The sequence below is a fragment of the Leucobacter sp. VD1 genome (assembly GCF_037150695.1).
Classification (GTDB): domain Bacteria; phylum Actinomycetota; class Actinomycetes; order Actinomycetales; family Microbacteriaceae; genus Leucobacter.
Map to the genome: position 1 here is coordinate 705412 of NZ_JBBCPO010000001.1, position 18043 is coordinate 723454.

Here is an 18043-nt window from a genome sequence, read left to right on the forward strand (position 1 = left end):
CGCAGGCGTCGGTTGCGGTGCACGTCAGAGGTCGCCGCTACGCTTGAGGTATGACCCAGGCTTCGCTCGACACTCGCCTTGATGGCGTGGTGGGCGCGCGCACGGCCAAGCCGCTCGAGCGCGCGTTCGAGATGCGCACCGTGTCAGATTTGCTGCACCACTTCCCGCGCCGCTACTCGCGCCGCGGTGAGTTGACGCCGCTGCGGGGTTTGCCCATCGGTGAGCAGATCACCGTGGTGGCCCAGGTGCTCGATGTGCGCGAGCGTCGCATGCAGCGCCGCAACGGCAGCCTGCTCGAAGCCCGCATCACCGACGGCACGGGCACGCTCACCCTCACCTTCTTCAACCAGCAGTGGCGAAGCCGCGAGCTGGTGGCCGGGCGCCGCGGCATCTTCGCAGGCAAGGTGAGTGAGTATCGGGGCAATCTGCAGTTGCAGCACCCCGAGTATGAGCTGTTCGAGAATCGCGATGAGGCGCCGGGCGCTGAGCAGCTCGACGAGGCTGCTGCGAAGGCGTGGGCCGAGACCCCGGTGCCGATCTACCCCGCCACCGCGCAGTTGCCGAGCTGGACCATCCAGCGCGCGGTCGAACTCGCCCTCGACGCGCTCGGCCCGGTGCCAGATCCGCTGCCCGCAGAGATCCGCGAGGCAGAGGGCGTGATGCCGTATGGTCGGGCGCTCGAACTCATCCATCGGCCGCAACACGACGCAGACTGGCGTGGCGCGCAGCAGAGTCTCCGTTTCCGGGAGGCGTTCGAGCTGCAACTCGCCCTGCTCGATCGCCGCCGCCGTGCGGGGCTCGAAGCGAGCACCCCGCGGCCGCTCGCAGCAGGCACAGCAGCAGCCACCCCCCTTTGCCGTTTCGATGCTGCGCTGCCGTTCGATCTCACAGGAGACCAGCGCCTCGCGGGCGAGACTATTGCGCGCGAGCTTGCGCAGCCCCACCCCATGCATCGGCTGCTGCAGGGCGAGGTGGGCTCGGGTAAAACACTCGTCGCGCTACGCGCGATGCTGCAGGTGGCTGCGAGCGGTGGGCAGAGCGCGCTGCTCGCACCCACCGAGGTGCTTGCCGCGCAGCATTTTCGCTCGATCACGGATGTGCTGGGTCCCGATCTCACGGCCGAACTGAACCCGGTGCTGCTCACGGGCCGCATGCCGGCTGCGGAGCGCAAGCGGGCGCTGCTTTCACTGGCTTCGGGCAGCTGCCGTATTGCGGTCGGCACGCACGCCCTCATCAGCGACAACGTCACCTTCTACGACCTGGGTTTCATCGTCGTCGACGAGCAGCACCGCTTCGGCGTCGAGCAGCGTGAGGCGCTGCGACGCAAGGGTGCTTCCCCGCATGTGCTCGCCATGACCGCCACCCCCATCCCGCGCACGGTCGCGCTCACCGCGTTCGGCGATCTTGAAGTCACCACGATCCGTGAGCTTCCCCCGGGCAGGCAGGGCATCGAAACCTTCACGGTGCCCGAACTTGAGATGCCCAACCGGGCCGCCCGCGTCTGGGCTCGCACCGCTGAAGACCTCGCATCTGGTCGGCAGGTGTATGTGGTGTGCCCGGCGATCTCGGCCGGCGAGGTCGATCCCGAGCTTGACGTCGAAGAGACCGCCGAAGGAGCGCGGCCGCTCGCCAATGTCGAAGACACCGTCGCCGAGCTGCGCCGCCGCCCAGAATATGCGGGGGTGCAGATCGAAGGGCTCGACGGCGGTATGGCGAGCGATGAGAAAGACCGCATCATGCGCGGCTTCGCCGAGGGGCGGATCGGCATCCTCGTCGCCACCACGGTGATCGAAGTGGGCGTCAATGTGCCCAATGCCTCCATCATGATTGTGCGTGACGCCGACCGTTTCGGCATTTCACAGCTGCACCAGTTGCGCGGCCGTGTGGGGCGCGGCGAGCATCCGGGGCTCTGCCTGCTCATGACCGCTGCCGAGCAGGGCTCAGTTGCACGTGAGCGCATCGAGGCCGTTGCCGCGACTTCCGACGGCTTTGCACTCGCCGAGGTCGACCTTGAACTGCGGCGCGAGGGCGACATTCTCGGCACCGCGCAGTCGGGCGGGCGGTCGACCTTGAAACTGCTGCGCGTGGCTGAGCACGGTGAGCTCATCTCGCACGCCCGCGATGTTGCCGCCGCGCTGCTCGAACGCGATCCCAAGCTGCACACCGCGCCGCAGCTCGCAGAGCTCATCGCGCGCGAACACGAGGCTGGCCTGCTCGACAATCTGGCGAAGTCGTAGCGAACACAGTACCCAGGTACCATCCGCGAGGCACCCGGGGCTGATCCGCCCGAATCCGCTTGCCCGTAGCGTGAAGATAACGATGCAGCACTGTGCATCGACAATCGTCCACGCGAAGGAGAGCACCATGATCGAGGCACGAGGCCTGAGTAAGCAGTACGGCAAGAAGACCGCCGTCGATGACGTCAGCTTCTCGATCAAGCCCGGCCAGGTGACCGGCTTCCTCGGCCCCAACGGTGCCGGCAAGTCGACGAGCATGCGCCTCATGGTGGGATTGGATCGGCCCACGGCGGGCACGGTCACCGTCAATGGCAAGCGCTACGCCGATTCCCCGGCACCGCTCGCTGAGGTGGGCGCGCTGCTCGACGCGAAGGGTGTGCACCCGGGCCGCAGTGCCCGCAGCCACTTGCGCGCACTCGCGGCAACGCACGGCATCCCCGATCGCCGCGTGCACGAGGTGCTCGAACAGACCGGACTCTCCGCGGTCGCAGGCAAGCGCGTCGGCGGTTTCTCCCTCGGCATGGGGCAGCGGCTCGGCATCGCCGCGGCGCTGCTCGGAGACCCGCAGACGCTCATTCTCGACGAGCCCGTCAACGGCCTCGACCCCGACGGTGTGCTGTGGGTGCGGCAGCTGCTGCGCCACCTCGCAGGTGAGGGCCGCACGGTGCTGTTGTCGAGCCACCTGATGAGCGAGATGGCGCAGACCGCAGACCACGTCATCGTGCTCGGGCGCGGCCGGGTCGTCGCCGACGCACCCATCGCCGAGTTCGTCGCCGGTGGTGCACAGGGGGAGCGAGTGCGGGTGCAGAGCCCGGACGCGGCACGGCTCGCCGCGCTGCTCATGACCGCGGCAGGCGTAGAGCTTGACCCTGAGGGGGAGCAGGCCTTCCTGGCACGCGGCATCTCTGCGGCTGAGATCGGTCGCGCCGCCGCCGCACAGGGGATCGAACTGCACGAACTCAGTCCAATCACCTCCTCGCTCGAAGACGCCTACCTCGCTCTCACCCGCGGCGAACTCGAGTACCAGGCCGCGTAGGCACCCCGCCCAGGCGTTGCTCGCAACGGCAACCACCCACGAGACGCGCCCATGCCCCATCCACTTCACGAAGGAATCAGACCATGACCTCAACCATCACCATCGACGCGAGCCGCGTTCCCGGCCACGATGCCGGCGGATCCGCCCCCCAATCCGCCCCCAAGCCAGCGATGGGCAGCGCACCGCGGCTCACCTTCGGCGGTGTGCTGCATTCTGAGCGCATCAAGCTGTCGTCGCTGCGCAGTATCCGTCTCACTCTGCTCATCACCGTGCTCGCCGGTCTTGGCCTGAGTGCGATGATCGCGCTGCTCTGGAGCCGCGAAGTGGGAGGTGCGGACGCGATGATGGCCGCCGATGCTGCGGGCTTGCAAAACTATCTGCTGATCGTCTCGACCTTCACTGCGCCCTTCCTTTCGCTTGTGTTCGGGGTGCTGGGTGTGTTCGCCGTCACCAGCGAGTATTCGAGCGGCATGATCCTGTCGACGCTCACCGCGGTGCCGCAGCGCACACCGGTGCTGGTGGCGAAGGCGATCGTGACGGCAGCGGTCGCAGCGGTAACCGCGATCGTGCTCGTGCTCGGCGGTCTTGCGCTCGCCATGGCGTTCCTGCCGGAGTCGGCCGGCCAGCTCGGTTCGACCGCGGTGATCTCGGGCGGCCTCGGCACCGTGGCCTATCTGGTACTCATCACGCTGCTGGCCTTCGGCATTGCGACGATGCTGCGTTCGACGGCTGGCGGTGTCGCCGTGATCGCCGGTGTCACCTTCGTGCTGCCGATTGCCATGCAGGTGCTCATGTTGACGGGCTGGGAATGGTTGCCCACCGCCGCGGCCTATCTGCCGAGTGACCTCGGCAGCACCCTCGCCGCCGGAATCGCCGACGCGTCGACGCCTGCGGGTATGCCCGTCGAGGGCGAAGCAGCGGGCCTTGGCTACTGGCAGGCGCTCATCGCCATGGTGGTCTGGGCAGTGGCAGCCCTGGTGCCTGCCGCGCTGCTCTTCAAGCGCCGCGACGCGCGCTGATCCGCTGCGCTGCGTGAATCAGTAGGGTGAAGGGGTGAACCCAGAACTGACGGCCTCTGATGAGGTGCGGCTGCCACGCCCGCCGGGAGTGATCCGGCGGGCGATGGCGGCGCATCCGCTTGCGGTTGACGTGTTCATCGTGGTCTGGTTTGTGATCGGGTGCCTGCTGGGGGTGTTCATCGATCTGGTGACCGCCCAGGCACCCGTCGATGGTCTTGCCATTTCCGACTGGTTCTCGCTGCCTGGCTACCTGCAGTGGCCGTGGTGGCCGCTGGCCGTGCTGCGGGTTGTGGTCATCGGTGCGGCGCTGCTGTTCAGGCGGCGCTACCCGCTCACGGGCCTCATCGTCGTGACTGTTGCGATGCTCGGCGAGCACGGTGCGCAGGCGCTGGCATCGGGGGTTGCGCTGCTCTTCATGCTGTATGCGGTGCCCGTCTACCGCAGTGTTGCTGCCGGGTGGATCGGCTATGCCATCGCAGTGGTGGCGAGTGTGGGCAGCAGTCTCGTCTGGATGCTGTCGGATGCGACGTGGGGGACCGTCGGCGAGATAACTCCTGGCGGGATCAGTCGCGTGGACGGTGCTGGCCCCACTTCGTGGCCCGACTTCATCACGATCAGTGTGATGACCGCGATCTGGTATCTCGCCGTGCTCATGCTCGGCATCAACCTCGGCAACCGCAGGCGCTACCTGCAGGCGATCATCGACAGGGCGCATCAGCTCGCACGTGAACGCGACCAGCTCGCGCAGCTTGCCGTCGCGGAGGAGCGCTCGCGCATCGCCCGCGAGATGCACGATATCGTGGCGCATTCGGTGTCGGTGATGATCGCTCTTTCCGAGGGTGCGGCGCGGGCGGCGCAGGCTGCTCCGGAAGCCGCGGCCGATGCCATGTCCCGCAGTGCTGAGACGGGCCGCACCGCGCTCGCCGAAATGCGCCGCCTGCTCGGCGCGCTCACCGACCAGGGCGAGCAGGCCGAACTCGTGCCGCAGCCCGGGGTGCAAGATCTGCCCGAGCTTGCAAGTGGTTTCCGTAATGCCGGCATCGATGTCAGCCTGGTGGTGTGCGGCGAGGCATCCGGTGATCGCGGGCAAGATCTTGCGGTGTACCGGGTGGTGCAGGAAGGCTTGACCAACGTGTTGCGCTATGCGGGCACGGGTGCGCGGGCGGAAGTGCGGATCGAGCGCCTGCCTGATCGCACGGTGATCGAGGTGCGAGATTTCGGTGCGGCCGCGGGCATGACCCCGCCGGTGTCAGGTGTTGGCTCGGGGCGGGGGATCGCGGGGCTGCGTGAGCGGGCCCGTGTGTTCGGCGGTGAGATCTCGGCTGGTCCGGTGGCGGATCTCGGCGGCGGCTGGCGGCTGCGCGCCGAGTTGCCTGTCAGCGCGGAGGCGCGCGAGCGTGCGCCCAGCGACAGAGCGGGGTCTCAGAGTGGCGGCGCAGCCGCCGATCCGGAAACTGAAGGGGAGAACAGATGAGCGAGGCTCAGATCAGGGTGATGCTTGTCGATGACCAGGAGCTGATCCGCACGGGGTTCCGCCTGGTGCTATTGGCTGAGCCCGGCATCGACGTTGTTGCAGAAGCGGCCGACGGAGAAGCCGCGTTGGCAGCGCTCGCTGAGATGGAGGCTCGCGGCGATCGGTGCGATGTGGTGTTGATGGATGTGCGGATGCCGGGAATGAACGGTATCGAGGCGACCGACCGTATTGTCGCCGAGCATCCTGACACGCGAGTGCTGGTGCTCACCACCTTCGACCTTGACGAGTACGCGACGGGGGCGATTCAGGCTGGGGCGAGCGGCTTTCTGCTGAAGGACGCGCGGCCCGACGACCTGATCGATGCGATCCGCAGAGTTGCGGGCGGTGACGCCGCGATGGCGCCGAGCGTCACCAGGCGACTGATCGAGCAGTTGCGCTTGGGTGAGGCAGCGCCGATGGCGGCAGTGCCGACCACCTCGGCCGCAGACGGCGCTGCCGGGGTCGCAGAGGTATTCGAGGTACTCACCGAGCGGGAGCTTGACGTGCTGCGGCTCATCGCGGAGGGGCTCAACAACGCTGAGATCAGCGCCAAACTGTTTCTCTCCGAGTCCACTGTGAAGACACATGTGGGGCGGGTGCTCGCCAAACTGCAGCTGCGTGATCGCGTGCATGCAGTGATCTTCGCGAAACGACACGGGCTCTAGAGCTCGGTCGAGTGCGAATGCGAATGCTGCGCGATCGCTGACGACTCAGAGATGTATCAAGCTGTGGCCGGTAGGGTGGAAGCTATGAGCAAGATTGCCGTCGTACCTGGGTCATTCGACCCGGTCACCCTTGGGCACCTCGACGTGATCCGTCGAGCCGCCGACATCTTTGACGAGGTGCATGTTCTCGTCGTGCACAACCCCGGCAAAGATGCGATGCTGCCGATCTCGGAGCGCGTGGGCCTGATTCAGAAAGCCCTCGATGAAGATCCGCAGATGCCCAGCAATGTGCTCGTAGCGTCATGGTCTGTCGGCCTGCTGGTTGACTATTGCACCGAGGTGGGCGCCTCGGTGCTCGTGAAGGGCATCCGTTCGCAGATCGACGTGGCCTACGAGACCCCGATGGTCATCATGAACCGCAGCCTCGCGAGTGTCGAGACTGTGTTCCTGCTGCCCGACCCTGCGCACGCGCATGTGTCGAGCACGCTGGTGCGTCAGGTCTCCTCGATGGGCGGCGATGTGTCGGCCTATGTGCCGCCGGCCGTTGCACGCTTCCTCGCGAAGACGAGGCCCGCCTGATGAGCAATGCACGCGTGTTCCAGGAGAGCATCAGAGATCTCATCAACCGCCCGGGTGAGATGCGTGAGCGTTCACGCTCCGTCGCTGCACCCGAAAAGCTGGGCGAGGGGCTGGCCTGGGTGTCCGAGGGCGAAAACCTCGACCTTGATGTGCGGTTGGAGTCGGTGCACGAGGGCATTCTGGTCTCCGCTGAGGTGCGCACCACGGTGCACGCGGAGTGCGGCCGCTGCCTGAAAGAGTTCGCCACGCCGTTTCAAGTCGAGTTTCAGGAGCTTTTCGCGTATACTCCTACGGAGGCCGACGAGTATGGGGTTCACGGTGATCACGTGGATCTTGAACCCCCGCTCCGAGACGCGGTAGTGCTTGCACTTCCGTTTCAGCCAGTGTGTCGCCCGGACTGCCCGGGGCTCGATCCCGAGTCCGGTGAGTTGCGCGAGGCCGAGGCTGCAGCCGAGCCCAGCGTGGTGGATCCGCGATGGGCTGCGCTGGCCGGGTATCTGGCCGAGGAAGAAGACGTGGATCGGTTCGCCGATCCTGAAAGCAATTAGGAAAGAGAGCATCATGGCTGTTCCCAAGCGCAAGATGTCGCGTTCGAACACTCGCCACCGCCGTTCGGCGTGGAAGGCCGAGGCCCCGAAGCTGGTGAAGACCGTCGAGAACGGCCGCACCGTGTACAGCCTCCCGCACCGCGCCCGCGTGGTCGAGGACTCGCAGGGCAACGCCCTCTTCCTCGAGTACAAGGGCCGCAAGGTCGCCGACGCCTAAATTGGCATCGAATTCTCGAGAGCCGTCGGGAACGCCGCAGGGCGACCCCGGCGGCTTTCTCGTGCCCTTTGGGGTGCGGATCGATCCCGAGCTGCTGCAACTCGCCCTCACGCACCGCTCCTGGGCGTATGAGCACGGGGGAGCACCGCACAACGAACGGCTCGAGTTTCTCGGTGACTCCATCCTCGGCCAGGCCGTCACGCTCAAGCTGTACCGCGACTACCCTGAGCTGAGCGAGGGTGAGCTGGCGAAGCGCCGCTCGGCGCTCGTGTCGACGGTCGCGCTCGCTGAACTGGCGCGCGGGCTCGGAATCGGTGCCTCACTGCGCCTCGGCAAGGGTGAGCGTCAAACCGGTGGGCGAGACAAAGACTCGATTCTCGCCGACACCGTCGAAGCGATCATCGGTGCCGTCTACCTGTCAACCGACGGTGAAACGGCGAACCGGTTCGTACTCGACCTCGTGGCCCCGCTCTTCGCCGACCCTGAACGGTTCACGGCGGCGGTCGACCCGAAGACCTCGCTGCAGAAGGAGGCCGCCCGGCGCGGCCTGCCCCACCCGCCCTATGAGACCACGGGCACCGGCCCCGACCACGACCGGCGCTACACCTCCCGGGTTGTGCTCGACGGCGTCACAGGCGTGGGCGAAGGCACCAGCAAGAAGGTTGCAGAGCTTGCGGCAGCGCGCGACGCTGTCGAGCAACTGCTCGCAGCGCGCCGTCAACGCGCCGAGCGCGGGCACCGAAAGTAGCCCTGCGTGCCCGAACTGCCCGAAGTCGAGGTGGTGCGCGCCGGCCTCGCCCCCGCCATAACAGGCGCCAGAGTTGCTGCGGTGGAGGTGCGCGATCCGCGCGCCCTGAAACGGCACCTGCCCCTCGGCATTGACGGGCTGCCCTGCGACGACGGGCTCGGCGGGCACAGCGTCACGCTGCCGCTCGAGGCTGGCCTCGCGCGCTCTGCCGATTTCGAGCGGCGAGTCACGGGGTTACGGCTCGCGGCACCGCAAAGGCGCGGCAAGTTCATGTGGATTCCCGTTGAGGATGAAGGCGGAGCCGAACCGGGATCCGCTCTCCTCGCGCACCTTGGCATGAGCGGTCAGCTGCTGCTGCGCGCGCTCGACGCACCCGATGACCGGCACGTGCGAATCCGGCTGTGGATCGAGCACCCCGAGCACGGCGAACTTCGGCTCGATTTCGCCGACCAGCGGCTCTTTGGCTCGCTCGCGCTCGACGCGCTCGCCGAGGCCGACGGAGGAGGCATGATCCCGAGCCAGGCGCGCCACATCGCGCGCGACCCGCTCGATCCGCTCTTCGACGATGTGCGTTTCCTCGTTGCCCTGAGATCCCGCAGCACAGGCGTGAAAAAGCTGCTGCTCGAACAGGGGCTCATCAGCGGGGTCGGCAACATCTACGCCGACGAGGCGCTGTGGCGAGCCCGGCTGCACCCCGAAACCGCGGGTGCCGCCGTCGGCCCCCGAAAGGCCCGCGAACTGCTCGCCGCGCTGCGCGAAGTGTTCGCCAAAGCCCTCGCCGAGGGCGGCACCAGCTTCGACGCACAGTACGTCAACGTGAACGGGCAGGCGGGCTACTTCGCGCACTCGCTCAACGCCTACGGTCGCACCGGGCAGCCATGCCCCCGCTGCGGTGAGCCCATCCGGCGCATCATCATCGGCGGGCGGTCATCGCATTTCTGTCAGAGGTGTCAGCGCCGACGCTGACCCCAGTGCACCTCACTTCAAGGAGCAGCGCAGCGATTTCGAGCCTGGTACTGCTCAGAGTTCTGGTCTGAATTGTCAGGCTCAACAAGCGCAGCAAGATCAATCGTCTGCGTTTGAGGACTTCGCGGACGCTACCGAACAACGCCGCATGTGGCCGGGCGTATACATGCACGCGACTGTGGTGGTCAGGCTGCTGTTGCTACCCCCTGAGTCTCAACGGGAAAATTGAGGAGCCATGCGGTCGCTGTGGCTCCATATACTGTGCACATGTTCACTGAGTCACTGTTCGCGGTTGTCGTCATGGTGATCGAAGTTATCGGGGTCTGCGTCGTCATCATCGGGTTTGGGATCGCCGCCGTGCTCGCCACGCGCGCGCTTCGCCGCGGCGCCGGGGGCCAAGCCGCCTATCAGGTACTGCGCACCACGATCGGTGGATCGATCTTGCTCGGCCTCGAGATCTTTGTCGCGGCGGACATCATTCACACCCTCTCGGCCCCGTCGCTCGAGGATGCTGCCGTGCTGGGTCTCATCGTGCTCATCAGAACGGTGCTGAGCATGTCGATCCAGATTGAAATTGAGGGAACCTTGCCGTGGCGGCGTGCCTTGCGCACGAGCGGCGGTGAAGTCGTGGCACGGGCTATTGCACAGGAGGCTTCCGTCGCGAAGTGATTAGGCTGGGGCACTTCATGGCCAGTTGTGTTGACTCGTGCATGAATGCGAGTGAGTTCAGGATATTGAGTTGTGAGATAGGTGTGTTGTTTGTCTGATCGCGACAGTCGATACATAGGGAGGAGAAAATCACACCCTCACGTAGATGCTTTGAAAGCTATGGTGAGTTCCACTTGTTACCACTTCTTGGTAATCTTGTCGTATGGCAAGCAACACGTCGATCAGTTTGGACGATCACTTCGCTGATTTTCTGTCCCGCGAGGTTGCAACGGGCCGCTATCGCTCGGCGAGCGAGGTGGTTCGGGCAGGCCTCAGATTGCTCGAAGACAGAGAAACGCAGATGGCAGCGCTGCGTGAGGCTCTGGTCGAGGGTGAGGCAAGCGGTGCCGCTGAACCCTTCGACTTTGATGCGTTCATCGCCGCGAAGCGTTCGTGAGCGCCATTCGGCTAACCCCTGCAGCCCGCAGAGATCTTTCCTCGATCTGGGACTACACGCAGGAACGATGGGATGTGCGCCAGGCCGAAATCTACATCGGTGAAATCCGGTCTGCCATTGAGCGCGTGGCAGAACAGCCGGAGCGGGGGAGGCGCTGCGACGAAGTGCGAGCGAACTATCGCCGCTATGCCGTGGGCAGCCACCTGATCTTCTACGTCGAGGCAGAGCCCGGCATCGACGTGATCCGCATTCTGCATCAGCGAATGGATCCGACCCGGCAGTTGTGACCTGTGTACCGCGCTTCGGGTCAACGGTCGCCGCGATCCACTGCGAACGCCAGATGCGGCATCTCGACGCCGCGATAGTGCTTCACGAAGCGCCCGCGCACGGTCATTCCGAGGCGGATCGCCACGTTCATCGAGGCGAGATTCGTGTCACGCACTTGAGCCCACACCCGCTCGGCGGCGAGCTCATCGAAGGCGTAATTGCGGCAGGCGGTCGCTGCTTCGACGGCGTAGCCAAGGTGCCAATGAGCGCGATTGAAGAGGTAGCCGACCTCGACAACGTCATCGCCGAGAATGTGCTGCCGGGTGAGCCCGCACTGCCCGATCATTTCGCCGGTTTTACCGAGCTCAACAGCCCACAGCCCGAAACCATCCTCCCGATACCGCTCACGCATGCGCTGCAGCCAGCCCTGCACCATCGCTTCGTCTAAGGCGCCCTCGTAGGCCGTCATCGTCTGCTCGTCCTGCAGGATGGCGCGGAGTGCTGGCAGGTCATCCTCGTTCAGTTCGCGAAGTTGCAGGCGCGAGGTTTCGAGATGCATCCGATCATTGTCGCAGGAGGCAGCGTGCCGATCACTGCTACGCGAGGTCAGGCGGCGAAGCGCAGGCGTCGCAGCGCGACGGCCTGGCTGGCGGCGAAGAGAGCGATGTCGATGGCTATGGCGAGCACGGCGAGGGCGACCAGCACCGCGGCACCCGCTGCCGAGACCGCTGCCACTGAGGCGGAGGCGAGCAGGTTCGCGACCATCACCAGCCGGAGGGAGGTGCGCAGTCGGAGCTTGGTGAGCATGAGTAGGATCAGACCGGCCCAGACGACCACAACGACGCCGATGGCGACGACCAGCCAAGCGGGCAAAGCGAGGGTTGGCGCAATTGCCGGGCCGGCGATTGCGACGCCCGTTCCGAGCGCTGCGCAGTAGGCCGCGTCGATGCGGAGGCTCAGACGGCCGAGGCGTTCACCGTTCCACACATGCATGACCTCATCCTATGCGCGCGCTGCCCGACCCCGCTTCGACATAGACTGCGCCCATGGGTTCGAAAGTTACCTCGCACGCGCATCTGCGGCTGCGCGTCGGCGTCTCCATACTGATCGGCATCGGGGTGGGTGCTGTGGTGGCACCTCCGCTCGGGGTTGCGGCAGCGCTGCTTGCGGGTTGGGGGCTCATCGCACTCATCAATGTGGTGTGGGCGCTGTTGACGGTCTGGCACATGGATCCGCAGCAGACGCGGGCGCATGCGACCGCTGAGGATCCTGGCCGCGGCCTCGCCCGGGTGGTCGCTGTGGCTGCGAGCGTTGCGAGTCTGGTGGCGGTCGCGGTCGTGGCGGCGCAGGCGCAACAGGCTCACGGCATTGAGGCGTTCCTGCTCGCGGGCATTGCGTTGCTCAGCGTCGCAAGCTCCTGGGCGCTGATCCACACCGACTACATGCTGCGGTATGCCGCGCTCTACTACGCGAGCGGCCCTGATGGTGCGCCACGGGGCGGTATCGACTTCAATCAGGCCGATCCGCCGCAGTACACCGACTTTGTGTACTTTTCGGTGGGGCTCGGCATGACCTACCAGGTAGCAGACACGAATGTCAGCAGCTCCGATCTGCGTCGCGTGGTGATCGCGCAGACGCTGCTCGGCTACCTCTTCGGCGTTGGCATCATTGCGAACGTGGTCAATCTCATCTCGGGACTGGGATGACGGCCCGGTTACCGGGAGATCGCAGTCGCCCATAGGGTGAAGGGATGACCCACTCCTCGCCAAGTTCCGACCGCCCCGCGCTCACGCCGGGGCTCTCAGGCGCCGAGCTGCGGCGCTGGTACTGGCTGAAAGACGAACTGAGCGATTTCGCGCGGTCGCTCGGTATCCGGACTACCGGCGGCAAGGATCTGCTGACGGAGCGGATCGCTGCTCGCCTTGACGGCCGCAAGTTCGTCGAGCCGTCGCAGCCGAGGCGCTCCGGTGGACGTCAGCTCGCGGGTACGTTGACGCCCGAGACCCTGATCCCGGTGGGGCAGCGGTGCAGCCAGACGGTGCGGGCGTGGATGACGGAGCAGGTGGGGTCGGGCTTCCACTTCGACGCCGAGATGCGCGCCTTCTTCGCGGCCTCGGATGGCACGCAGACACTGCAGCACGCCCTCGACTACTGGGCTGCGACGCGTGAGCAGGGAGAGCGCGGCATTGACGCCCAGTTCGAATACAACCGCTTCACGCGGGCCTGGCACACCGCCCACCCGGATGGCAGCCGTGAAGAACTGCTCGCCGCTTGGCGGGAGTACCGCGCACGCCCCGTCGACGAGCGTGGTCGAGCGTAGGCAGACGGGATGGTCGATCTGCATCAGACGGAGTCCGGTCTGCCCCCGGAGCACCCGTGGCTTGCGCTCTCGCGGTGGGGGATCGTGTGGCGTGCGGCGCTCGGGGCAATCGTTGCCGGGCTCTGCGTGCTGCTGGTGATCACGCTTCTCATCGGCACCACGATGCCCGAGATTACTCTCAACCTGGTTTGGTTCGGGGTACCGCAACTACTGGTGATGATCGCGACCGCGGCGGTGCTTGGCCCCTGGTTGCGAGAGTTCCATCCGTTCCTCCAGTCGCTGATGTTCAGCAGCATCGCGCTCGCCGCAGTGTTCGCGCTGGTGATCCTGGTCGAGGTGGTGAATAGGGTCATCGGCCCGAGCCCGTGGGGAGCCGGGCTCTTCATGGTGCTCTGCTTCGCGAGCCTCCCGTACTTCCTGACCGGGGCGATCGGCTATGGTCTCGCGATCTGGTCGGTGACGCCGCGCGGTAGGCGGGCATTCTGGCCGTTACTGGTGGGGGTGCTGCTGCTCTTCGTGGGGAGCTGGCTCGTGGCGCAGCTGGCGGCGGGCTGAGCAATAGCATTGACCTCATGAACTTCATGCGTGTGAGCTGGGGCATGAGTGCCTTCGTCTGGTTCGGTTTCATCGTGCTGACTTGCGTGGCGCTGGGCTGGCCGGCCGTGGGGATCGCGGTGCTGTTCGGGGCGCTTCCTGATGTGGCGCTCATCGGTGGTTTCGCGCAGCAGGGTCGCTTGAAGCCCGAGCGTGTGAAGTTCTACAACACGCTGCACTCGATGCCGGTGCCTATTGCGATGCTGGTGCTCGGCGCGGTCGCGTTCTTCATCACGGGCGGCTTCGATGGTGGGTTCTGGCCGCTCGCGCTCGCGGGTGCTGCTTGGTTTGTGCATATTGCGGCGGATCGCGCCTTCGGCTTCGGCTTCCGTGACGCCGACGGCAGCATCATCCCGGTGGGGAGCGTGCTGGGGTAGAGGAGGCTATGCGGCTGTACTCGCGCGGCAGCAATGGCGGCCTGGCGGGGTGTGGCCGGGTACTCTCGTAGAGATCGACGGATTCCTGTCGGCCGAGCGAGAGACGGAAAGGCGGCGGCGTGCACCTCAAGAGCCTCACGCTCAAGGGCTTCAAGTCCTTCGCCCAGTCGACCACCTTCCAGTTCGAACCCGGGGTCACTGCCATCGTTGGCCCGAACGGTTCGGGCAAGTCGAACGTGGTCGATGCGCTCGCTTGGGTGATGGGCGAGCAGGGCGCGAAGACGCTGCGTGGCGGCAAGATGGAGGATGTCATCTTCGCGGGCACCTCCACCCGCGGCCCGCTGGGCCGTGCTGAGGTGCGCCTCACGATCGACAACTCTGATGGTGCGCTGCCGATCGAGTACACCGAGGTGACGATCAGTCGCACCCTGTTCCGCAACGGGTCGAGCGAGTATGCGATCAACGGTGAGAGCTGTCGCCTGCTCGATGTGCAGGAGCTGTTGAGCGATTCTGGCTTGGGCCGCGAAATGCATGTGATCGTGGGCCAGGGGCAGCTCGACGCGGTGCTGCGTGCGACACCTGAGGATCGCCGGGGCTTCATCGAGGAGGCCGCGGGCATTCTCAAGCATCGTCGTCGCAAGGAGCGCACGCTGCGCAAGCTCGATGCGATGGAGACGAATCTCACCCGCTTGAACGATCTCGCGGGTGAGATCCGCCGCCAATTGAAGCCGCTGGGGCGTCAGGCAGAAGTGGCGCGGCAGGCGCAGACGATCGCGGCTGAGGTGCGCGATGCGAAGGCGCGGCTGCTCGCCGACGATGTCGCACGGTTGCGCGCCGAACTCGACGAGCTGGCGAAGGATGAGGCGGAGCGGCATTCTGAGCGGATCGTGCTGCAGGAGCAGGCGGAGCAGAAGCAGTTGCGGGTGCAGCGTCTGGAGCAGGAGCAGCAGAGCGACGAGCTCGATGCGGCGCGGCGGGTGACGATCGGTTTGGAGTCTGCGCAGTCGAAGTTGCGTGGCCTGTTTTCGCAGGCGCAGCAGCGGCTCACGTTCTTGGCGACGCAGGCGGAGGCGCCGGAGCAGGTGAATCGTCTGACGCGCGCGGCTGTCGATGAGGCCGCCGAGGAGGTGCGTGCGCTTGAGGCGTTGATCCCCGAGGCTGAGTTGGCGTGGCAGCACGGCGGTGCGGTGACACGTCAGGCGCAGCAGGCGCTCGACGCGATCGACGAGCATATCGCGGCGCAGAGCGCGCTGGTGTCGCGGCACGATCTGCAGCTGTCGCAGTTGCGGGGGCGGGCCGAGACGGCCGAGCAGAAGCGTGCGACGGTGGCGCAGGAGTTGGCGCGGCGGCAGCACGCGGTTGCGCAGGCCGAGGAGCGGGCCGAGGCAGCCCGCGCGGAGCTTGCGGGTTTCGGGGAGCGCGCTGAGGCCGAGGATCCGGGTGCTGCGGCGCCCGGCGACAGTGACCGCATCGCCGACTGGGATGCCGCGTACCGTGCTGCGCAGGAGCGTCAGAGCGATGCCGAGCAGCGCCGCGATGAGGCGCGGGAGCGGCTGCACGCGCTTGAGCAGGAGCGGGCTGGGCTTGAGGCGCGGGTGAGTGCGTTGACGCGTTCGCTGGATCAGCGCGACGCTTCGGGGGCGCTGCTCGCTGATGCGCCGAGCGGAATTGCGGGCCGCGTATCTGATCATGTGCGGGTGCGCGAGGGAGCGGAGGCCGCCGTGGGTGCGGCGCTGGGTGTCTTCGGCGACGCGCTGCTCGCCGAATCGGCGGCGGCTGCCGGCCTCGCGGTGTCTGCCGCGCACGAACGCGATCTGGGCAGGTTGCGGGCGGTGCTGGCTGGCGGTGCGCGGGGCGATGCGGATCCCGAGGCAGGTGCCGGCCCCGAGATCGACGGCGCGACCAGGGCCGTCGATGTGATCGTTGAGGCACCGGCCGGGGTGCGCGGTCTGCTGGCCCGCAGCTACATCGTTGATGATCTGGCGTCTGCGATCCGCGTCTCCGATGCGCTGCGTGAGCGCTGGCCCGGCGGTGCCTACACGGTGGTCACCGGCGGGGGAGATGTGCTCACGGAGCACACGCTCAGTGGCGGATCAGGTTTGGCGCCGTCGCGTATCGAGCTCACCGCCGAACTGGAGCAGGCGGAGCAGGCTCGCACCCGCGTGGCGGAGCGGATCGCTGAGACGGAGGCCGAGCTGGCCGAGCTGCGCGAGGCTGCGGCGCGAGCCAAGACTGACGCGCAGCGGGCCTTCGCTGAGCTGCGCGCCGCGGATGCGCGTCTCGCCGAGGCGGCGAAGGAGCGCAACAGGCTTTCGACGAGGGCGGAGGCTGCGCAGGCCGAGGCTGACCGGGCCAGGCAGGCGCTTGTCGCTGTTGAGCAGTCGGTGGGTGAGGCTGCTGCGGAGGCGGATCGCGCAGCGCAGGCGTTCGCGGCGGCTGAGGCGGAGCCTCGGCCGATTCTTGATGCGAGTCAGCGCGATGAGATGCTCGCTGAGTTGGAGCGTGCACGCTCGGCCGAGGTGGAGCTGCGGCTTGCACTGGAAACCGCTCGTGAGCGGGCGCGCGCTGCTGAAGCGCGCCGCAGTGCGCTCGCTGAGCAGTTCGATGCTGAACGGCTGGCCGCTGAAGAGGCTGCGCGACGGGCCGTGCTGCGGTCGCGGCAGGTGGCGCAGGCCGAGCGGGTGGCTGAGCTGCTGCCCGCGATTCTTGATGCCTGCGATCGCTCGCTGGCTGAGGCGCGGCTTGCTCAGCAGGCCGCCGAGCAGCAGCGAGCGAAGCACAGTCAGGAGCTGACTCTGCTGCGCTCGGAGGAGTCCGAGCTACGGCAGAAACTGCAGACCCTTACCGAGCGGGTGCACGGCGCCGAGCTGAAGAGTTACGAGCGCAAGCTGCAGCTTTCGGCGCTGCTGGAGCGTTCGGGCAACGAGTTGGGGCTTGTCGAGGATGTGCTGATCGCCGAGTATGGCCCCCTGGTGGGGATCCCGGTTCCCGCGCAACACGACGACGAGACCGGGGAAGCGGCGCAGCCGGATACCGAACCCGCGTTCGCGAACGCACTCGAGGCTGAGCTTGCAGCTGAGCTAGGGTTGGCGGGCGCGCAGCCCGCGGCCTCGGCTGGGCCTGCAGCACCGGCGGATCCGCCACCCTTGGCGAACCAGCAACACGACACCGTGCCCTATGTGCGCGCGGAGCAGGAGCGGCGTCTCGCCCGGGCAGAGAAGCAGCTTGCTCAGCTGGGCCGCATCAACCCGCTCGCGCTTGAGGAGTTCGCGGCGCTGGAGCAGCGTCACCGCTTCCTCAGCGAGCAGCTGAAGGACCTCGCCAAGACCCGTTCTGACCTGCTGGCCATCATCGAAGAGCTCGACCGCAAGATGCAGGGCATCTTCGCAGCGGCGTTCGAGGACACGCGGGCGGCCTTCGCTGAGGTGTTCCCGATTCTGTTCCCCGGCGGATCGGGTGAGATCGCGCTGAGCGACCCCGACGATCTGCTGAACACGGGCATCGATATGGCGGTGAAACCGGCAGGTAAAAAGGTGGAACGATTGTCGCTGCTGTCGGGTGGCGAGCGCTCCCTTGCTGCGGTGGCGTGGCTGATGGCAATCTTCCAAGCGCGCCCCAGCCCGTTCTACATCGTCGACGAGGTCGAGGCCGCGCTCGACGATGCGAATCTTGGGCGCCTGCTGCAGGTGTTCGAACGCTTGCGTGAGAACTCGCAGCTGATCGTGATCACGCACCAGAAACGCACGATGGAGATCGCCGACGCGCTCTACGGTGTCTCCATGCGCCAGGACGGCATCAGCGCTGTGGTCGGCCAGCGCGTCGGCCGCGAGGAGTGACGGGGCAACGGGCGGG

Annotated in this window: 20 protein-coding genes; 18 read left to right on the top strand and 2 right to left on the bottom strand. The window is 66.6% G+C overall.

The window, feature by feature from the left end:
* The first annotated feature begins 50 nt into the window (after positions 1-50).
* The 13 genes from WFL22_RS03300 to WFL22_RS03360 all read left to right on the top strand — a co-directional run bounded on the left by WFL22_RS03300 (position 51) and on the right by WFL22_RS03360 (position 10920).
* The gene (locus WFL22_RS03300) at positions 51-2237 is read left to right on the top strand and encodes an ATP-dependent DNA helicase RecG (RefSeq protein WP_336991454.1); all 2187 of its coding nucleotides are present in this window, start codon (positions 51-53) and stop codon (positions 2235-2237) included.
* Positions 2238-2364: 127 nt separating this feature from the next.
* On the top strand, positions 2365-3273 hold the full coding sequence (locus WFL22_RS03305; RefSeq protein WP_336991455.1) for an ABC transporter ATP-binding protein: 909 nt from the start codon (positions 2365-2367) through the stop codon (positions 3271-3273).
* A gap of 83 nt (positions 3274-3356) precedes the next feature.
* Complete coding sequence (locus WFL22_RS03310; protein ID WP_336991457.1) at positions 3357-4292, top strand: ABC transporter permease subunit; 936 nt, start codon at positions 3357-3359, stop codon at positions 4290-4292.
* Between the two features lie 34 nt (positions 4293-4326).
* Entirely contained in the window at positions 4327-5766 is a 1440-nt protein-coding gene (locus tag WFL22_RS03315; RefSeq protein ID WP_336991458.1) for a sensor histidine kinase, read from the top strand.
* Positions 5763-6470, top strand: coding sequence for a response regulator transcription factor (locus WFL22_RS03320; RefSeq protein WP_336651143.1), 708 nt, complete (start codon positions 5763-5765; stop codon positions 6468-6470). The genes WFL22_RS03315 and WFL22_RS03320 overlap by 4 nt, the downstream gene beginning before the upstream one ends.
* 84 nt (positions 6471-6554) lie before the next feature.
* Entirely contained in the window at positions 6555-7049 is a 495-nt protein-coding gene (gene coaD, locus WFL22_RS03325; RefSeq protein ID WP_336651142.1) for a pantetheine-phosphate adenylyltransferase, read from the top strand.
* Complete coding sequence (locus WFL22_RS03330; RefSeq protein WP_336651141.1) at positions 7049-7597, top strand: YceD family protein; 549 nt, start codon at positions 7049-7051, stop codon at positions 7595-7597. Before coaD ends, WFL22_RS03330 begins: the two co-directional genes overlap by 1 nt.
* A gap of 13 nt (positions 7598-7610) precedes the next feature.
* Positions 7611-7814: a 50S ribosomal protein L32 gene (gene rpmF / locus WFL22_RS03335; RefSeq protein WP_017885009.1), complete on the top strand. Its 204-nt coding sequence runs from the start codon at positions 7611-7613 to the stop codon at positions 7812-7814.
* 61 nt (positions 7815-7875) lie between these two features.
* Complete coding sequence (gene rnc, locus WFL22_RS03340; RefSeq protein WP_336991795.1) at positions 7876-8562, top strand: ribonuclease III; 687 nt, start codon at positions 7876-7878, stop codon at positions 8560-8562.
* A gap of 6 nt (positions 8563-8568) precedes the next feature.
* Positions 8569-9528 carry a bifunctional DNA-formamidopyrimidine glycosylase/DNA-(apurinic or apyrimidinic site) lyase gene (gene mutM / locus WFL22_RS03345; protein WP_336991459.1) on the top strand — a complete coding sequence of 320 codons (960 nt, stop codon included), beginning with the start codon at positions 8569-8571 and terminating at the stop codon, positions 9526-9528.
* A 267-nt stretch (positions 9529-9795) separates the two neighbouring features.
* Positions 9796-10197: a DUF1622 domain-containing protein gene (locus tag WFL22_RS03350; protein WP_336651139.1), complete on the top strand. Its 402-nt coding sequence runs from the start codon at positions 9796-9798 to the stop codon at positions 10195-10197.
* 202 nt (positions 10198-10399) lie between these two features.
* Positions 10400-10633, top strand: coding sequence for a type II toxin-antitoxin system ParD family antitoxin (locus WFL22_RS03355; protein ID WP_336651138.1), 234 nt, complete (start codon positions 10400-10402; stop codon positions 10631-10633).
* Positions 10630-10920 carry a type II toxin-antitoxin system RelE/ParE family toxin gene (locus WFL22_RS03360; RefSeq protein ID WP_336651137.1) on the top strand — a complete coding sequence of 97 codons (291 nt, stop codon included), beginning with the start codon at positions 10630-10632 and terminating at the stop codon, positions 10918-10920. The genes WFL22_RS03355 and WFL22_RS03360 overlap by 4 nt, the downstream gene beginning before the upstream one ends.
* A 20-nt stretch (positions 10921-10940) precedes the next feature.
* On the opposite strand, the gene WFL22_RS03365 is transcribed toward WFL22_RS03360, so the two are convergent.
* Both WFL22_RS03365 and WFL22_RS03370 read right to left on the bottom strand, forming a co-directional pair.
* A complete protein-coding gene (locus WFL22_RS03365) occupies positions 10941-11459 on the bottom strand; it encodes a GNAT family N-acetyltransferase (RefSeq protein ID WP_336651136.1) in 519 nt (172 codons plus the stop codon).
* A gap of 47 nt (positions 11460-11506) precedes the next feature.
* Positions 11507-11893, bottom strand: coding sequence for a hypothetical protein (locus tag WFL22_RS03370; protein ID WP_336991460.1), 387 nt, complete (start codon positions 11891-11893; stop codon positions 11507-11509).
* A gap of 53 nt (positions 11894-11946) precedes the next feature.
* Here WFL22_RS03370 and WFL22_RS03375 point away from each other — a divergent pair, with 53 nt between their 5' ends.
* The 5 genes from WFL22_RS03375 (at position 11947) to smc (ending at position 18027) form a co-directional block, all read left to right on the top strand.
* The gene (locus WFL22_RS03375; protein ID WP_336651134.1) at positions 11947-12606 is read left to right on the top strand and encodes a DUF1345 domain-containing protein; all 660 of its coding nucleotides are present in this window, start codon (positions 11947-11949) and stop codon (positions 12604-12606) included.
* A 44-nt stretch (positions 12607-12650) separates the two neighbouring features.
* Complete coding sequence (locus tag WFL22_RS03380) at positions 12651-13220, top strand: DUF6434 domain-containing protein (protein WP_336991461.1); 570 nt, start codon at positions 12651-12653, stop codon at positions 13218-13220.
* A 9-nt stretch (positions 13221-13229) separates the two neighbouring features.
* Entirely contained in the window at positions 13230-13775 is a 546-nt protein-coding gene (locus tag WFL22_RS03385) for a hypothetical protein (protein ID WP_336991462.1), read from the top strand.
* 17 nt (positions 13776-13792) lie between these two features.
* Complete coding sequence (locus WFL22_RS03390; RefSeq protein ID WP_336991463.1) at positions 13793-14191, top strand: DUF4260 family protein; 399 nt, start codon at positions 13793-13795, stop codon at positions 14189-14191.
* Between the two features lie 119 nt (positions 14192-14310).
* Entirely contained in the window at positions 14311-18027 is a 3717-nt protein-coding gene (gene smc, locus WFL22_RS03395) for a chromosome segregation protein SMC (RefSeq protein ID WP_336991464.1), read from the top strand.
* The last annotated feature ends 16 nt before the right edge of the window (positions 18028-18043 follow it).